A 16,287-nucleotide genomic window follows, 5' to 3' on the forward strand; every position below is an offset into this window, starting at 1 on the left:
ATTTTTGGATTTTTATCTTGCGCTAAAAAACGGTAATATGTGCAGAATTAACTGAAAGTAGCGTTATCCCTATTCTGGAGATTTCCTTTGATCAACGTCCTTCTTGTTGATGACCACGAACTGGTGCGCGCAGGGATACGACGCATTCTGGAAGATATTAAGGGTATAAAAGTTTCCGGCGAGGTTTGCTGTGGCGAAGATGCTGTTAAATGGTGTCGCGCTAATCCTGTCGACGTCGTGTTGATGGATATGAACATGCCCGGTATTGGCGGCCTTGAAGCGACGCGTAAAATCGCGCGCTCTACCGCTGACACCAAAGTCATTATGCTTACCGTGCATACTGAAAACCCGCTGCCGGCGAAAGTGATGCAGGCTGGCGCGGCTGGCTATCTGAGTAAAGGCGCTGCGCCTAAAGAGATGGTTAACGCCATTCGCTCTGTATATGCCGGTCAGCGCTATATTGCTTCGGACATTGCCCAGCAGATGGCGCTCAGTCAGATTGAGCCGGAAAAAACCGCATCGCCGTTCGCAAGTTTGTCGGAACGCGAGTTGCAGATTATGCTGATGATTACCAAAGGCCAGAAGGTGAATGAGATCTCAGAGCAACTGAATCTCAGCCCGAAGACGGTGAACAGCTACCGCTACCGGATGTTCAGTAAATTAAACATTCACGGCGATGTTGAGCTGACCCATCTGGCCATTCGACATGGTCTGTGTAATGCGGAGACGTTATCAAGTCAGTGAGTGAAGTTTTTGAACCCAAAGCCTTCCTGAGCACGGTGACCAGCAAACCCGGCGTCTACCGTATGTACGATGCCGGCGGTACCGTCATTTATGTCGGTAAAGCCAAAGATCTCAAGAAGCGGCTGTCCAGCTATTTTCGTACCAACGTCGGCTCACGGAAAACCGAGGCGCTGGTGTCGCAAATCCAGCAAATCGACGTCACGGTTACCCATACCGAGACTGAAGCCCTGTTGCTTGAACATAACTACATCAAACTGTATCAGCCACGTTACAACGTGCTGCTGCGGGATGATAAATCCTATCCTTTCATTTTCCTGAGCGCCGATACTCATCCGCGACTGGCCACGCACCGTGGCGCAAAGCATGCGAAAGGCGAGTATTTCGGGCCTTTCCCGAACGGCTATGCGGTGCGCGAAACCCTGGCGCTGCTGCAGAAGATTTTCCCCATCCGCCAGTGCGAAAACAGCGTTTATCGCAACCGCTCACGCCCGTGCCTGCAATATCAGATTGGTCGCTGTCTTGGCCCCTGTGTGGCAGGCCTGGTCAGCGAGGAAGAGTACGCGCAGCAGGTGGATTACGTCCGGCTGTTCCTGGCGGGGAAAGACGATCAGGTGTTGAACCTGCTGATCGAACGTATGGAAAAGGCCAGCCTGGCGCTGGACTTTGAACAGGCGGCGCGGATACGCGATCAGATCCAGGCGGTCAGACGCGTCACGGAAAAACAGTTTGTTTCCAATACTGGCGACGATCTGGACGTGATTGGCGTCTCCTTTGATGCTGGCATGGCCTGTGTCCATGTGCTGTTTATTCGTCAGGGGAAAGTGCTCGGCAGCCGCAGCTATTTCCCGAAAGTTCCGGGCGGCACTGAGCTTGGCGAGGTGGTGGAAACTTTCGTCGGTCAGTTCTACTTACAAGGTAGCCAGATGCGCACGCTGCCTTCCGAGATCCTGCTGGACTTTAATCTGACGGACAAAACGCTGCTGGCGGATTCCCTGTCGGCGGTGGCAGGGCGGCGCGTGAACGTGCAGACCAAACCGCGCGGCGATCGGGCGCGTTACCTGAAACTGGCGCGCACTAATGCCGCGACGGCGCTGAGCACTAAGCTGTCACAGCAGTCGACCATTCATCAGCGTATGACGGCGCTCGCCGCTATGCTCAAGCTACCGGAAGTAAAGCGCATGGAGTGTTTTGACATCAGTCATACCATGGGTGAACAGACGGTGGCGTCCTGCGTGGTATTTGATGCCAATGGCCCGGTGCGCGCCGAGTATCGCCGCTACAATATTACCGGCATTACCCCCGGCGATGATTACGCGGCGATGAACCAGGTGCTGCGCCGTCGTTACGGCAAGGCAATCGAGGAGAGTAAAGTTCCCGACGTGGTGCTGATCGACGGCGGGAAAGGGCAGCTGGGCCAGGCAAAAGCGGTGTTTGCTGAACTGGATGTTCCCTGGGATAAGCATCATCCCTTATTACTGGGGGTGGCAAAAGGCACCGATCGTAAAGCCGGGCTGGAAACGCTGTTCTTCGAACCGGAAGGCGAGGGCTTTAACCTGCCGCCGGACTCCCCGGCGCTGCATGTGATCCAGCACATTCGCGACGAGTCACACGATCACGCCATCAGCGGACATCGAAAAAAACGGGCAAAAGTTAAAAATACCAGTACGCTTGAAACTATCGAGGGCGTAGGGCCAAAACGTCGGCAAATGTTGTTGAAATACATGGGCGGATTGCAAGGTTTACTCAATGCCACTATTGAGGAAATTGCAAAAGTGCCGGGTATTTCGCAAGGCCTGGCAGAAAAGATCTACTACTCGTTGAAACATTAAGGGCTATGTAGCAACATAGAGCTAATTTTTACTGACAACAGACAGTTACCCGTCACTATGCGATTTAATATCCCGACGTTACTAACGCTTTTTCGAGTCATTTTGATCCCGTTCTTCGTGGTGGCATTTTATCTGCCGTTCGTCTGGGCTCCTTTTGCATGTGCGCTGATTTTCTGCTTTGCGGCGATCACTGACTGGTTTGACGGGTTTCTGGCGCGGCGCTGGAATCAGAGCACGCGTTTTGGCGCGTTTCTCGATCCGGTCGCCGATAAAGTGCTGGTGGCTATTGCGATGGTGCTGGTTGTCCAGCACTATCACGTATGGTGGGTAACCTTACCGGCGGCAACCATGATTGCGCGCGAGATCATCATCTCTGCGCTGCGTGAGTGGATGGCGGAAATGGGCAAACGTAGCAGCGTGGCCGTCTCCTGGATCGGTAAAGTGAAAACCACGGCGCAGATGGTGGCGCTGGTAGGGCTGCTGTGGCGTCCTAACCAGCTCATGGAATACGCGGCCGTAGGCCTGCTGTTTGTGGCTGCGGTGCTGACGCTGTGGTCTATGCTGCAATATTTAAACGCCGCGCGCGGCGATTTGCTTGAACCGTGATCGTTTCGCCGTAAATTTCAGCAAACGATCCTGAGTTTGAAAAAATATCGTTGACTCAGTGCGTCAGGTAAGTAGAATGCATCGCATCAGACGGCGGCACTGCTTGCCAGAAGATAGTAAAATCAAGTGATTAGCTAATCACAAGATATTGCGGGAATAGCTCAGTTGGTAGAGCACGACCTTGCCAAGGTCGGGGTCGCGAGTTCGAGTCTCGTTTCCCGCTCCAGTTTATAGTATCGGCATATTGCGGATGCTGGTCGCAAGACCTGAAGATTTTCGGCGCGTTAGCAAAGCGGTTATGTAGCGGATTGCAAATCCGTCTAGTCCGGTTCGACTCCGGAACGCGCCTCCAATTTCTTCCCGAGCCCGGATGGTGAAATCGGTAGACACAAGGGATTTAAAATCCCTCGGCTTATGGCTGTGCGGGTTCAAGTCCCGCTCCGGGTACCATGGGAAACCTCGAATAAAATCAATGATAAGCAGTGTCGTGTAAGCCACCTTCGGGTGGTTTTTTTATGCACGCTATTCAGCTTCGCCATTGTTTCGCCATTAGCTTTCGCCATTGGGTGATGGAAAAGAGGGGGCGTTATTGCCCCCCAACGACCGGCACGATAGCAATTTTGCGATCATATTTAGCAGTTTGTGACACGTTCTTGTGGCCAGATATTTTCTGTTTATCGTTTAACGAGCCTTCAAGATCTGATATGCCCTTCGCTTTCAAATCGTGAAACGTAAACTGGAAATCAAGGTCAGGATGTTTTTCAGCAGCCAATTTTTTGGCTTTCATCCACTGTGCGTTAAATGCATCCCGGGTATATCGAGCCCCGGATTTTTGATGTAACAAATAAATGCTCACCATGCCTGGATTGACCGGCATTTTATTAGCCATCTCCACAGCTGCGTGAAGGCGATCTGTCCAGGCCTTAATCTGGGTTACTGCCGTCTTGCTTTGCTGAATTAGGATGCCCTGTTCAGTCAACTGACTCTTCTTGAGTTCAAGAATATCGCCCTGGCGAGCACAGCATAGATATGCGAGTTCCATCGCCACTTTTACCACCTCAGGCGATACTTCGTACAACGAAGCATATTCGTGATCCGTTATATAGCGAGTTCGCGCACTCTCTTTAAACTGCTTTACCCCTTTACAGGGATTCATCTTCACTTTGCCTCGTTCATAAGCCCATCGAAAGACGCGGGACATGAAAGCTTTTTCCCTGTTGGCCTGCACCCTGCTTTTTACCCCCCGTTTATCCATGTATTTTCTGACATGCTCGGGCTTGATATTGTCGGGCTTCATTTTTCCAAAGACAGCGCTTATCTTGCCGAAGTACTTCAGGTAGTCCTTACGTGTCTCTGATGCCAGTTCATGAAAGTCACCTGAGTTGATAAACTCTTCGCAAAGAGCCTTGAATGTATTTGTGGCTTTGCTCTCATTGATGAACTGCTCATATGCTGCCCAGACCTGTGCTTTGCTGAGATCGGCATTACATAATCGTATAGTTCTGCCATCGGTTGAGCGGAACTCATATGCTGATTTGCCCCGGCGAACGCGGGGCGGCATCCAGTTGTCCTCTGGATTTTTGCGTGCTCTGGACATTACATATCCTCAAAGTTTGGTTCTTCTTCCTCAGGGTTAACCGAAACAGGCTTCATTCCAAGCGGGTTGTCGACATGCGCCCATGTTGTGCCGGGCCTGCCATCTTTGCGTGGAACGAAGAACACGCCGCTCTCTTTAAGTGCTTTGCACTGTAGTGAGGGGCGGCGGTACCCGGTCAGTTGATAAAGATCGTCCGGAGTAAGAAAACGTTGGTTATGCACGCTCATGGTTCATTCTCCACTCAGCCCGGCTGCACCCGGGCGTTTCACCTTATTCGCTGGCGGCAGGATTTAAACGCTGCCGTTTCGTGCGATATCAATCGGTCAAATTTCTGGCCAGTGGCTACTAACTTACCAACTCTGCGTTGCTTTGAAATTCCCTCATACTATTCCGCTTTCGATAGGTTTGATGCTGGCGAGCTTAAGACGCCGTGATGTAAGCGGCGCGCCGCAACGTCGGCCATCTTCTTTGCGATACGTTTCATTACGTCCCACGCACCACGTAGTGGCTGTTTCACGGAGCTTCACCGTTTTTTCACCATCTTTGGTGATGATGATTCCGGTATGGGTTTTAACTTTGCTCATTCTGCGTGCTCCTCAATCATTAACAGTACAGAGGCTGTATTGACCAGATACAGCTTTATGGTTGTATTTGACATACCGATTCATCCTCGATATTCAATTTGATGCTTGGCAACAGTGTGTAATCGCAATAGCACTCAATATGGCTTGCGCATCTGTCCTCGTTTGTTACTGGCCTTTCATCAACTTTTTCGGCATGCTGCATAATTGCGCCCCAACACACGCTATCAACCTCGTCACTCCAGCCATCACAGGCTGACTCGCGGAAGTATTCGATAGCGTCCTGGGCCTCTTTCTGTGCTCGTTCTGCCGTGTCGTGGTTAGTAAAGCCACCATCAGTGTCATACGCGAAATACCCAATTGGTTTCGCGATGAGCGTTCTCGCCTCAAGCGCGGCGATGCGCTTCGCTGTAGTTTCCAGCGCCGCCATGGAACCTATGTGCGCCAAATTTAGCGCCTCCAACCGAGAGGCCATTTCCCGTACCAGCTCAGAATAAACGCCAGTCTGCTTGATGCTGGTGGAGTAGCTGTGTGCCGTTCTGACCAGCTCAATGATGGCCATTTTTGCCAGTTGCTCTTTCATTGGCGCGCCTCGCTCAGTTCATTGAAGCGGTTCAAGAACAGGCCATAAGCCTGACCCGGGCGGAGTGGATTGATCTGGATGAGGTCGGATGCCGGTATGCCTTCTAGAATCGGCCAGTAAGTGCCGTTGTCGATTTCCAGATCTCGGCGCTCGGTTACCAGCATGACCAGATCGGCATATTTGACGGTGGTAGATTGGTTAAGTGGCAGACCGAACTTACTGCGGATCAGGTCATCCACTTGTGTTTCGATGCGGCGATAGTCCGGTAGCAGTGCTTTCAACGGCGCGGGCATGTCCAGACAATAAGCTTCAGCTGCATCGTGCAGCAACGCTTCAAAGGCGTATTCCGCCGGGACGATCTGGCTGCACAGAACGGAGTGCTGCGCCACGCTGTAAAATTCCGGCAGGTGACCGGCAAAGCGGCAAATATTAGAGAGGGCAGTGGCGATGTCCTCAATATCGACATCATCTGTTTGCGCGTTCAGGTAATCAAAATGCTTACCGCTCAGGGTTTGAATAAAGGACATCGTTAGTTCTCCGTGTTATATCGCGCTGCACCGCGTCGAATTTTGGTTGCAGGAAACCCTCGCCAGCAGGCGATGATTAAAAGGGCTTCGCTTTAATAAGCACCCGGGAAGGGCACTTAATGAAGCGGGCGGCTGCAACCGCCTGGTTAGTTCTCCGCACAACCGGAAGCGCGCTGCGCGGAGTTTGCATTAACGACCAGACACTAAGAGGAGTGAATGGAGCGCGCTTTCAGTTGTGTAAAAAAGTACGGCGCCCTCACGGGATAAGATCAGACGCCGTCAAAAAACTACACACGTTGGCATTATTAGAACTCAGGTTGCAGTGACCGGTGCTGATCTCCGGCATAAGGCGCTTTTTAGGCGGCATCGAGCTGGCTTAATCGCTAGAGCCATCCTCATGAGTCAGCCACGTCCCATTGCGCATCAGCCTGCGCATTCACCACAACTGGAAGCGCACTCCAGCACGTTCATACCTGTCACCCATAACCGATAAGTTAGGGAGTGCGCTTTCATGTTGTGCCCCGGTCTTTTTCATCGCCTCGCTATTCACCAAAAATCAAGGTTGGTTTAATCTGGGGTCCCAAAATAAGTAACTGAGTTCGCACGAAGTGATATGCAGTACGGCGCGAATTTTAAGGATCCCAGCAATGGTTTCGTTATTAAAACAAAACGGTAATTCCTCTACTGGAGTGCATATGCTTCAGCGCTCAGGCAAGAAATTTAAATTTCGTTGCAGCATAGATACCCTGGAGCGTTTCACATCTGCCTCAGTAAAAGCCGAGCATCAAAAGCTGTTTACGGCCCGTAAAGATGGCGTATATCACTCAGAACTATTCGACACTCTGGAGCAAGGTAAAGCGGAGTTATGCGCCTTCGTTAAAAAGGTAACCGGCATCACCTGCACAGCCTGAAGCCTGTTCCGACAGAATGGTTTTGGACTTCCCAGATTTTTAAAGAGCGAAGCGTCCTTTAGGGCGCTTTTTTATTACTTGCGAATCATCCGGTCATTCATACGCCACCGGCGGCTACTTCGTAGGCGTCCTGCCTGTTCGCTGTTATGAATTGAATATACAAAATGTATTCATTGTGGTCAATACGATATGTATACTAAGATGGTCGGGAGTTGACAACATAATGTATTCATGAAAGATTTTATAAGTTCGAAACCTTAACTGTTGCGTAGGCAAAGTGGCCGTTAAAGGAGGATTTTATGTGAGTTCAAACCCGGGACGATGGCCGGGTAAGGTATACGAAATGAAGGGATTAAAAAGGGAGAGTGGATTGAAAACTAACGATAATCAAATTATAGCAACCGCATTTTTGTTTCGACAGCTACGCCGATTATCCGACAGTTTCCGTTGATTGGCATCATTGGCCACTGAGGATTTAGGCCCTTTAAAAATTTCTGGCTACCGTCAATAACGAGTTTTTTGAACGTTGCCTCATTGTCGTCGACCAGTTTAGCGATCACCAGGTTACCGTTTACTGCTTCACGGCCTGTATCAAAGAGCACGAACGTCCCTTCTGGAATACTGAGACCCATTGGAGCGGTCATAGAGTCGCCTTCTACTTCAAGCCAGAATGCTTCGCCTTGTGTATGCGCGTCTGATTCTAACCACAGGTCAATTTCTTTAAGAGCATATGGCTCACAAGCTTCAGACCATGCACCAGCCTGCACTTTACTTAGAACTGGATATTTTTTACCCGGCTTATAAGGGCCGATGTACTCAACATCACCTTTAAGTGTTTCATCAATTATTAGCCCCCCAGCACCAACAGAAAAATTCCGCTTCCCAAGGAATTCAAGGATCCGGGCTATCTCCTCCAGGCTCGGTTCACGGCGTGCATTCAGCCAATGGCTAACTGCACCTTTGGTTATGCCAAGGTGTTCTGCCAGTTGCTCTTGCGTAATCCCCCTAATTTTCATCAGGGTCTTAGCCAGGTCGTACCATTTCATAGTCATACCCAAATAATACAAGTTGTATACTTTTAATCGAGTCACAAAACGTATATCTCCTTGCGCACTAAGAATACAAAATGTATATTTACTTTGTTTACAGGAGACCAGAATGAACAACCTTCGAGCAATCAGAACCAAGCTAGGCATTACACAAGGTCATTTAGCGAGCGCTCTCGGAGTGACAAAAGGGGCTGTTTGTCATTACGAAAACAGTAAAAGAAATATGAACATTGATCAGTGCCGGGCAATCGTATCTGCCCTCAACAGTTTTGGAGCAGACGTAAGCATCGATGATGTTTTCCCGCCTGTTCAGACTAACGAATCGGCAGTATCACCGTAACTACCAAAGGAAAAAGAACATGGTAGACAGCATAAAGGCAGCAATCAGCGCTATGTGCAAAGCCCACCCGGGCGGACGCTTGGGCATGGCTGCTGATCTCGGTATGAGCATCGACACGTTTCACAACCACATGTACCAGAAGTGCGGAAGCCGATTCTTCACCCTGGCTGAGCTGGAGCGAATGGAAGACCTGTCTGGTATTTCCATGCTGGCGGAGTATGCCGCCGCGCGCGTCGGAAAATTGCTGGTGGATGTACCCAGGCCGGAAAGCATCGATAACGTCGATCTTTATTCTCTCGATATGCAGGCGAACGCAGCAAAAGGGATGCTGGCGCAGGCGCAGATCGAAGCAGCTGGTGATGGGGTGATAGACCGTCACGAGAGGAAAAAGCTCTCTGAGCTATTCCGTAAAACCATCAGGCACCAGTTCCATGGGTTCATGGGTTTTATGGCGCTATACGGTGTTTCAGATCAGGCGGTGGATTTGTTCGTGACATCCAGAAAAGGTGACGCCCCGAGTGTGCAGCTCGAGGCGTCTGGTGCGTCATTTCAGTAAGTGGAGAACTAACGCATGAACAGTTTAAACCGATTCAGGCCAGCTAAGCAATTTCGTTGCCGTCCGCTGGTGGGTAATGCCCCGTTCGGCTATGACGAAATATTACGTGCAGCCGACGGCAGCCACAACTACCAGCCAACTGAAGAACTGGTAGGCGCATTTTCCGCATTTAACGAGAAAGGGCGTGATGAGTGGAAGAACTTGACCGGCGGTACCGGGATCACCGGGGGATTGAAGTGCACGTCATTGGTTATGACCGGGAAAAGCGGCAGGTCATCTTCATCCGCAGCGGTTACCCGCACGAGTGCATGCAGCCTGTTGACCGGTTCCGGGAGAAATTTAGAAGGGTGGAAGGATGAGCACTAGATTAACCGGCTACGTCTGGGACGCATGCGCCGCTTCAGGCATGAAGCTTTCCAGCGTTGCTATCATGGCCCGTCTGGCAGACTTCAGCAATGACGAGGGCATCAGCTGGCCTTCCATCGGCACCATTGCCCGACAGATTGGCGCGGGCGAAAGTACCGTGCGCACCGCGATTGCGCAGCTGGAAAAAGACAACTGGCTTTCGCGTAAACAACGCCGCCAGGGAAACCGTAACGCGTCGAACGTCTATCAGCTGAACGTGGCAAAGCTTCAGGCCGCTGCATTCTCTCACCTGTCAGATTCTGAACCGTCAAATTCTGACGCATCAAAATCTGATGCATCAAAATCTGACCCCTCAAAATTTGAGGCATCAAAAAACAACGCTGGCGGCAGTTTTGACCCGTCAGAATCTGGCGGGGATCCGTCAGTAAAATCAACTACAGATCCACAAGTAAAACCAAAACCCTCTTGTCAGGTTGCGGGGCAACCCGACCGTGAGGTTTTAATCACTGATCAGGCCAAACAGGTTTTAACCCACCTGAACCAGAAAACCGGATCCCGGTACCAGGTCTGTAAATCCTCGCTGGAGAACATCCGCGCCCGGCTGGGTGAGGGCTTTACCCGTGAAGAACTGGTTCTGGTTGTTGACTACAGCACGGCGAAGTGGGGCGAGGACCTGAAAATGGCGGAGTACCTTCGTCCGGCCACGCTATTTCAGCCAACAAAGTTCCCGGCTTATCTGCAGGCAGCTACGAGCTGGGAAAAGGCCGGGCGACCGGTTCGTGAAAACGGACAATGGGTCAACGCCATGGTCGCCCGCGCCAGCTATGACAATGTTGATTACTCGCAGATTCCAGAGGGTTTCCGGGGATGACCGTCACTAACGAACTTCAAAATAAATATTGCCTGGCGCTTGCCGAACTGCGTAGCCAGCCAGCCCATGAGCTCAAACACGTTGGCGATCAGTGGTGCACACCAGACAACATCTTCTGGGGCATCAACGCCATGTTCGGTCCGCTGGTGCTCGATCTGTTTACCGACGGTGAAAACACAAAGTGCCCTGATTTCTATACTGCCGAAGACAATGCTCTGGCGCAGGACTGGTCCGCCCGGCTCGAAGAACTCCATGGCGCGGCCTATGGCAACCCACCGTATAGTCGTGCATCTCAGCATGACGGCGAATACATCACCGGGATGCGGTACATCATGCAGCACGCCAGCGCGATGCGCGATAAAGGCGGACGGTATGTATTTCTCATCAAGGCAGCCACCAGCGAAGTGTGGTGGCCGGAAGATGCCGATCACATATCGTTTATCCGCGGGCGAATCGGTTTTGATCTGCCGAAGTGGTTCATTCCGAAAGATGAAAAACAGGTTCCGTCAGGAGCGTTCTTCGCCGGGGCGATCGCTGTATTCGACAAAAACTGGCGCGGCCCGGCGAACAGCTACATCGACCGCAAGGATCTGGAAGCCCGCGGCGATGCTTTTATCGCGCAGATCCGCCGCGAAGCGCTGCGCCTGTTACCCCAGATGCAGCAACAAAATATTCCGGAAGTGATTCCTGTCGCAAGCGATGAGGCTGCCGAAAGCGTATCAGCGCTGGATGAGGCCGATGAAGTTGCGCTGCCATCACCGGTAACCAGTTCTGAAGAAATCCTGCCGCTGAGTTATGCAGATATTCTTGCGAAGAGCGGTATCAAAGCATGGGCCTGTGTCCGGGCGGTGTTCGGCGACAAGGAAGAGTACACCTTCAAAGAGTCAAAATTTGCTCACGTATGGGCTTCCGACAATGTTTCCGAGCCGACCGTTGTCATGGTAAGCGCAGGTGACATTGCTGTGGCAGAAGTTCTGATCGCTGAGAAAAGTGTGCAGCTGGCGGTGAGCGAATGGCTGGATCTGAATTACGCGGAGAATGACCCGGCTAAAGCTGATATGCAGGAACGGCTGCATATCGCTGGCATGGAAGCGATGAACGAATATGGCATGGCGATCCCGACATTTCTGGATGTCATCAAAGAAATGGATCCCGCGGCGCGCTGCAACATTCGCACTATTCGGGTCACGCTGAAGGATTTCAGCAGCAAAGCTTCCCTGAAGGAGGATGCAGCGTGAAAAATCTGACCGCCCGCCAGCAGGAAGTTTTATCCCTGATCATGGCTTTCCAGAAAGAGCACGGTATCCCACCAACGCAAAAAGAAGTTGCCAACCTGATGGGGGCAACTTCACCGAATGCGGCAACCGAACTGCTGCGCGCACTCCAGCGTAAAGGCGCGATCACCCTGGTGCCGGGTGTGAGCAGGGGCATCTCAATTAACAGCCAGAGCGCAGAGGATGAGGCTATATCACTGCTGCGCTCGCTGGTGAATGGGGATGAGCACGCTATGGAGCAAGCACGAACCTTTCTTCTTGATCAGGGAGGTGCTCAGTGAGGCGCGCGTATGATGCATCCTTAGCGGGGATCGGTTTACTGTCAGGCTTCAAAAAAGATGAAGCCTATTTTGAAAAAATGGTGCGCCTGAATTCGTCTACCGCGGCAGTGACAGGTGGCCATATCGTTACTTTATCGCCTGTCACTTCGAAAACCTTGCCATGGTTTTTTTCTGCGATGTTCTTCATCTGCACGAAGTTAATGTCGAAGTTTTCTTCGCCTACTTCAGCTTTTAACTGGGCTTCTGTGACAGGTAGCTGCTCATCAGACGACAGCGATAAAAATGCTTTTAGGATCCGGGTATTCATCTGGGTCGGACGTTTTGCCCAAAGCTTAAGACGACGTGAAACTTTCGAGACTTCCTGCAACTCGTCATTAACAGCCGGATTTTCAGATTTAAGCATACGTTCCATCTCCTCCAGAGAAACCAGGGCCTTAACAATGTTTCGATGTGCTTCAGGCAATTCATTACCAGCAGATACCTGGAAGGCTGCAGCTTCAAGAAACCCGCGGGCCTGGGTGAACATTTCATCGATTTTCATATTAGTTAAATTTCACTCAAATTTAGTCTATTTAGTTAAATTAGTCTTTTTTAGTCTTTTTGGCAAGGGGGAAATGAAACAATGAAACTGACGCTGCCATTTCCTCCAAGCGTAAACACCTACTGGCGCGCCCCGAATAAGGGGCCACTGGCCGGGCGCCATCTCATCAGCGCCGCCGGGCGCAAATATCAGAGCGATGCCTGCGCTGCGATCATTGAGCAGTTGCGCCGCTTACCTAAGCCGTCAGCGGAAGCCGCTGCGGTTGAAATCATGCTGTATCCGCCGGACGCCCGCCGCCGGGACATCGATAACTACAACAAAGCGTTATTCGACGCGCTGACACACGCTGGTGTCTGGGAGGACGACTGCCAGGTAAAACGTATGCTGGTGGAGTGGGGGCCAGTGATAAAGAAGGGAAGGGTAGAAATCACGATCAGCAAATTTGAAACCGTGGCGAGTGCAGTCGCCGAATAAGTGGAGAAGATCATGAACGAGTTAATCAACGTAACCAGCGCGCTGACGATGTCCAGCCGTGAAATTGCCGATCTGGTTGAGTCTCGCCACGACGATGTTAAGCGATCAATCGAACGCCTGGCTGAGCGGAGCATTATTCAACTTCCGCCACTGGCGGATGTTAAAAATCACCTCAATCAGACGGTATCCGTTTATCTGGTGAACAAGCGTGACAGTTATGTCGTTGTGGCGCAGCTGTCGCCAGAATTTACCGCGCGTCTGGTTGACCGCTGGCAGGAGCTCGAACAGACGCAGCAAATCCCTGTGCCACAATCTCTGCCTGATGCGCTTCGCCTCGCTGCGGATCTGGCAGAGCAAAAGCAGAAGCTGACGGCAGAGCTGGCCGCCGCGGCGCCGAAGGTGGAGTTTGTAGATCGCTACTGTACTGCCAGCGGATCCATGTCGTTCCGTCAGGTGGCGAAATTGCTCGGTGCCAAAGAGCCAGAGTTCCGCCTGTTCCTCATCGATAACAACATCATGTACCGGCTGGCGGGCACGCTGACACCTCATCATCAGCATATCGATCTCGGTCGGTTCGAAGTTAAAACCGGCACTTCAGCAACCACCAATCACGCATTCAGCCAGGCGCGCTTTACGGCAAAAGGCATCAAGTGGATCGGCGGCCTGTGGGCTGAACATCTGGCGAAAGGAAAAGCGGCATGAGGGCACTGCTCAAACCGGTCGTTGTCCGGGAGCTGGGTGTGGTGATGTTCCGTCCCGGATCTGACTTGCTGGCGCATTTCAGCCGCGGGCGCATGTTGCTGGAGAACGAACCGGAACGTCTGGCCGGGTTACCGTCCGGGCAAATACCGCTAGCCGCGCAGCCGCTGGCAGAAGATCCATTGCTGGTACCGGTGTTTGAAAACGAGAAGGTGATCGCGCGCGCCGGCGGCATGTCAGGCCTGGAGAACTGGCTGATGCGTGGCGGTGAATGTCAGTATCCGCACGGTACTTATCACATGGAAAACGTGACGGCATTTCATCATGCGCCCGGCGTGATCCGCGTCTGCTGGCACTGCGATAACACACTGCGTGGCCAGTCTACTGAGCGACTGGCGGGCATCGCCCGGACGAACCTGGCGCAGTGGATCATTGAGTTCGTGCGGATGGCGCTGGGCTTTGATGATACCCACCAGCTGACGATCCCGGAGTTGTGCTGGTGGCTGGTGCGTAACGATCTTGCTGACGTTATTCCCGAAGAGCTGGCGCGCCATGCGTTACGCCTGCCGGTGGCAACCATTCCGTCGTTGTATCGCGAAAGCGAGCTGGTACCGGCGCCGGCGGCCACCAGCATCATCGAGGAAAAGGCGAAGCAGGTTCTGGCGCTGCGCATCGATCCTGAATCGCCTGAGTCGTTTATGCGACGCCCGAAGCGTAAGCGATGGGAAAACGGCACATATACCCGATGGGCGAAGCAGCAGCCTTGTGCGTGCTGCGGTATCCAGGCAGATGATCCTCATCACGTCATTGGCTACGGTCAGGGCGGTATGGGAACCAAGGCGCATGACCTATTCGTGATACCGCTGTGCAGAGCGCATCACGACGAGTTACACGCTGACATGAAAGCGTTTGAAGAAGAATATGGCACGCAGCCCGAGCTGCTGCTGAAGACATTAGACCGCGCGCTGGCGATCGGCGTACTGGCGTAATTTAGTGGAGAAAGTTGATGCGCGATATGTATGAAGTAATGGAGTTATGGGGTGCTTGGGCTGCTTCAGATCACAGCGGAGTGGATTGGCAACCAATCGCTGCCGGATTTAAAGGGTTGCTGCCACATGGGAAGAAAGCTCGGCTTCAGTGCGAAGATGATGAAGGGATTTTTATTGACGGTTGTGTTAGTCGTTTAAAAAAAATAAAGCCACCAAGTTATGAACTTATAATTGCTCACTTCGTAGTAGGTTTATCATTAAGAAAAATTGCAAAAAAACGTAAATGCTCAGATGGTACGATGAGAAAAGAAATGCAAGAGGCACTAGGGTTTATAGAAGGGGTGTACAGTATACTAAAGGAATAAGGGGCAACTGCCCCCTATAGTGAGACTGCGGCATAAAAAGTTTCGACTTTTGGGGTAGTAGTTAGGCAATTACTCACTGCTACTATTCCAAATTTATTGTTGCGATTTGAAAATGATACTGAACTTTTCATTTTATTCAATATCTTCAGAGCTTCTGATGTTATAGAGGAGTTTTTATCTTGACCCTCATTACATTTCGGCATTGAAGTACAGTATAATGCAGATGATTTTGATTTGTATAACTCAATCATGTCTTGTCGTGGTAGCGACGATTTGTCATATGTGGTTAAAATCGAAATCGGTTTACTTTTAATAAGTTTATCCCAAGTTTGTTCGTGGTAACCAGTATTAGAGCCGTGATGAGGCAATTTAAAAATGCCCGTTAGGTTAGGTTCAGGTCGGTTAATGGCATTACATACTGAGTCCCAACCTGAATTTTTACTTACCTCTAAATCAGCGCCTAATAAAACTTCATTATCGCCTGATGTAGGGGAGAAAACTCTAGTAACAACACAATAGTGATTTGGGTTGATTAACTTGGCTGATGTTGCTATCTCACTAAAATTGGCAGACTCCTTAGCTGAGTTTGCAAAATCTAAATCTGAGTTTGTAATATCAACATCACTTGGAGAAAGCGAGTGGACTTGCACACTAGTATTGCTTCTAAAGAGGGTGCAGTCTTTTTTTGCATGAATCAATCGATCGGCTTCATGTAAAGCAGGAAGAAGGGACATGACTCGATTAATTTCTTTCGTTTTTGCCATTTCTTCTCCATTTGCACTTAGCGCGTGGATGTATTTTCTAAATTCAGAGGTGTTTAAGGCAGCACTAATAACAACTTTTGATGCAGTACACATCTGAATAATGTCATAGATACCTTTTATATGGTCATCGTGAAAGTGACTTATAACCACCAGTTTGACTTCTTGAGGGTTAATTCCACGCTTAATGAGATAATCTATTGCTGCGGGTTTCTTTTCATCATTCAAACATGAATCAATGATCATCCATTCTTCGAAGCCTAGGCGAACCGCAATAGATTCTCCAATACCTTTCCCGAAAATGATTGTTTCACAGTTAAATTGTTGATCTGTGGTCACCTAA

At 50.8% G+C, this 16,287-nt stretch carries 22 protein-coding genes and 3 tRNA genes; 17 read left to right on the forward strand and 8 right to left on the reverse strand.

Features of this window, described 5'->3' with window-relative positions; translation table 11 throughout:
* Positions 1–87 precede the first annotated feature (87 nt).
* The 6 genes from uvrY to ACQUTD_RS04240 all read left to right on the forward strand — a co-directional run bounded on the left by uvrY (position 88) and on the right by ACQUTD_RS04240 (position 3,629).
* Complete coding sequence (gene uvrY, locus ACQUTD_RS04215; protein ID WP_072568896.1) at positions 88–744, forward strand: UvrY/SirA/GacA family response regulator transcription factor; 657 nt, start codon at positions 88–90, stop codon at positions 742–744.
* Complete coding sequence (gene uvrC / locus ACQUTD_RS04220) at positions 741–2,573, forward strand: excinuclease ABC subunit UvrC (protein ID WP_072568895.1); 1,833 nt, start codon at positions 741–743, stop codon at positions 2,571–2,573. Before uvrY ends, uvrC begins: the two co-directional genes overlap by 4 nt.
* A 57-nt stretch (positions 2,574–2,630) precedes the next feature.
* A complete protein-coding gene (gene pgsA / locus ACQUTD_RS04225; protein WP_473273834.1) occupies positions 2,631–3,179 on the forward strand; it encodes a CDP-diacylglycerol--glycerol-3-phosphate 3-phosphatidyltransferase in 549 nt (182 codons plus the stop codon).
* Between the two features lie 150 nt (positions 3,180–3,329).
* Positions 3,330–3,405: transfer RNA gene (locus ACQUTD_RS04230), tRNA-Gly, on the forward strand.
* Between the two features lie 52 nt (positions 3,406–3,457).
* Positions 3,458–3,531 (forward strand) — tRNA-Cys (locus ACQUTD_RS04235).
* Positions 3,532–3,543: 12 nt separating this feature from the next.
* Positions 3,544–3,629, forward strand: a tRNA-Leu gene (locus ACQUTD_RS04240).
* A 136-nt stretch (positions 3,630–3,765) separates the two neighbouring features.
* On the opposite strand, the gene ACQUTD_RS04245 is transcribed toward ACQUTD_RS04240, so the two are convergent.
* The 5 genes from ACQUTD_RS04245 to ACQUTD_RS04265 all read right to left on the reverse strand — a co-directional run bounded on the left by ACQUTD_RS04245 (position 3,766) and on the right by ACQUTD_RS04265 (position 6,467).
* Positions 3,766–4,776: a tyrosine-type recombinase/integrase gene (locus ACQUTD_RS04245; RefSeq protein ID WP_473273835.1), complete on the reverse strand. Its 1,011-nt coding sequence runs from the start codon at positions 4,774–4,776 to the stop codon at positions 3,766–3,768.
* Entirely contained in the window at positions 4,776–5,003 is a 228-nt protein-coding gene (locus ACQUTD_RS04250) for a DUF4224 domain-containing protein (RefSeq protein ID WP_473273836.1), read from the reverse strand. Before ACQUTD_RS04250 ends, ACQUTD_RS04245 begins: the two co-directional genes overlap by 1 nt.
* A gap of 153 nt (positions 5,004–5,156) precedes the next feature.
* Positions 5,157–5,360 (reverse strand): hypothetical protein, encoded by a 204-nt coding sequence (locus ACQUTD_RS04255; RefSeq protein ID WP_473273837.1) that lies wholly within the window; start codon positions 5,358–5,360, stop codon positions 5,157–5,159.
* 55 nt (positions 5,361–5,415) lie between these two features.
* On the reverse strand, positions 5,416–5,940 hold the full coding sequence (locus tag ACQUTD_RS04260; RefSeq protein ID WP_473273838.1) for a hypothetical protein: 525 nt from the start codon (positions 5,938–5,940) through the stop codon (positions 5,416–5,418).
* Positions 5,937–6,467, reverse strand: a complete 531-nt coding sequence (locus ACQUTD_RS04265; protein WP_473273839.1) for an HD family hydrolase — start codon at positions 6,465–6,467, stop codon at positions 5,937–5,939. The genes ACQUTD_RS04260 and ACQUTD_RS04265 overlap by 4 nt, the downstream gene beginning before the upstream one ends.
* 647 nt (positions 6,468–7,114) lie before the next feature.
* Here ACQUTD_RS04265 and ACQUTD_RS04270 point away from each other — a divergent pair.
* A complete protein-coding gene (locus tag ACQUTD_RS04270; RefSeq protein WP_473273840.1) occupies positions 7,115–7,378 on the forward strand; it encodes a hypothetical protein in 264 nt (87 codons plus the stop codon).
* A gap of 392 nt (positions 7,379–7,770) precedes the next feature.
* Here ACQUTD_RS04270 and ACQUTD_RS04275 read toward each other — a convergent pair whose 3' ends face one another.
* Entirely contained in the window at positions 7,771–8,430 is a 660-nt protein-coding gene (locus ACQUTD_RS04275) for a S24 family peptidase (RefSeq protein ID WP_473273950.1), read from the reverse strand.
* Positions 8,431–8,536: 106 nt separating this feature from the next.
* Here ACQUTD_RS04275 and ACQUTD_RS04280 point away from each other — a divergent pair, with 106 nt between their 5' ends.
* The 6 genes from ACQUTD_RS04280 (at position 8,537) to ACQUTD_RS04305 (ending at position 12,115) form a co-directional block, all read left to right on the forward strand.
* A complete protein-coding gene (locus ACQUTD_RS04280) occupies positions 8,537–8,767 on the forward strand; it encodes a helix-turn-helix domain-containing protein (protein ID WP_473273841.1) in 231 nt (76 codons plus the stop codon).
* Positions 8,768–8,786: 19 nt separating this feature from the next.
* Entirely contained in the window at positions 8,787–9,323 is a 537-nt protein-coding gene (locus tag ACQUTD_RS04285) for a YmfL family putative regulatory protein (protein ID WP_473273842.1), read from the forward strand.
* Between the two features lie 236 nt (positions 9,324–9,559).
* The gene (locus ACQUTD_RS04290; RefSeq protein ID WP_473273951.1) at positions 9,560–9,682 is read left to right on the forward strand and encodes a DUF4222 domain-containing protein; all 123 of its coding nucleotides are present in this window, start codon (positions 9,560–9,562) and stop codon (positions 9,680–9,682) included.
* Positions 9,679–10,560: a conserved phage C-terminal domain-containing protein gene (locus ACQUTD_RS04295; protein ID WP_473273843.1), complete on the forward strand. Its 882-nt coding sequence runs from the start codon at positions 9,679–9,681 to the stop codon at positions 10,558–10,560. The genes ACQUTD_RS04290 and ACQUTD_RS04295 overlap by 4 nt, the downstream gene beginning before the upstream one ends.
* Positions 10,557–11,798, forward strand: a complete 1,242-nt coding sequence (locus tag ACQUTD_RS04300; protein WP_473273844.1) for a phage N-6-adenine-methyltransferase — start codon at positions 10,557–10,559, stop codon at positions 11,796–11,798. The genes ACQUTD_RS04295 and ACQUTD_RS04300 overlap by 4 nt, the downstream gene beginning before the upstream one ends.
* Positions 11,795–12,115, forward strand: a complete 321-nt coding sequence (locus ACQUTD_RS04305) for a LexA family protein (protein ID WP_473273845.1) — start codon at positions 11,795–11,797, stop codon at positions 12,113–12,115. Before ACQUTD_RS04300 ends, ACQUTD_RS04305 begins: the two co-directional genes overlap by 4 nt.
* Positions 12,116–12,179: 64 nt before the next feature.
* On the opposite strand, the gene ACQUTD_RS04310 is transcribed toward ACQUTD_RS04305, so the two are convergent.
* A complete protein-coding gene (locus tag ACQUTD_RS04310) occupies positions 12,180–12,656 on the reverse strand; it encodes a hypothetical protein (protein ID WP_473273846.1) in 477 nt (158 codons plus the stop codon).
* Between the two features lie 81 nt (positions 12,657–12,737).
* Between ACQUTD_RS04310 and ACQUTD_RS04315 the strand changes: the two genes are divergently transcribed.
* The 4 genes from ACQUTD_RS04315 to ACQUTD_RS04330 are packed head-to-tail and all read left to right on the forward strand — an operon-like array spanning position 12,738 to position 15,183.
* Positions 12,738–13,130 (forward strand): RusA family crossover junction endodeoxyribonuclease, encoded by a 393-nt coding sequence (locus ACQUTD_RS04315; protein WP_473273847.1) that lies wholly within the window; start codon positions 12,738–12,740, stop codon positions 13,128–13,130.
* Between the two features lie 12 nt (positions 13,131–13,142).
* Entirely contained in the window at positions 13,143–13,832 is a 690-nt protein-coding gene (locus tag ACQUTD_RS04320) for a phage antirepressor KilAC domain-containing protein (RefSeq protein WP_473273848.1), read from the forward strand.
* Positions 13,829–14,818 carry a DUF968 domain-containing protein gene (locus tag ACQUTD_RS04325; protein ID WP_473273849.1) on the forward strand — a complete coding sequence of 330 codons (990 nt, stop codon included), beginning with the start codon at positions 13,829–13,831 and terminating at the stop codon, positions 14,816–14,818. The genes ACQUTD_RS04320 and ACQUTD_RS04325 overlap by 4 nt, the downstream gene beginning before the upstream one ends.
* A 17-nt stretch (positions 14,819–14,835) precedes the next feature.
* Positions 14,836–15,183, forward strand: coding sequence for an antiterminator Q family protein (locus tag ACQUTD_RS04330; protein WP_473273850.1), 348 nt, complete (start codon positions 14,836–14,838; stop codon positions 15,181–15,183).
* Positions 15,184–15,197: 14 nt separating this feature from the next.
* On the opposite strand, the gene ACQUTD_RS04335 is transcribed toward ACQUTD_RS04330, so the two are convergent.
* Entirely contained in the window at positions 15,198–16,283 is a 1,086-nt protein-coding gene (locus ACQUTD_RS04335; RefSeq protein ID WP_473273851.1) for an MBL fold metallo-hydrolase, read from the reverse strand.
* Positions 16,284–16,287 lie beyond the last annotated feature (4 nt).

The sequence above is a fragment of the Enterobacter sp. K510 genome (assembly GCF_055804875.1).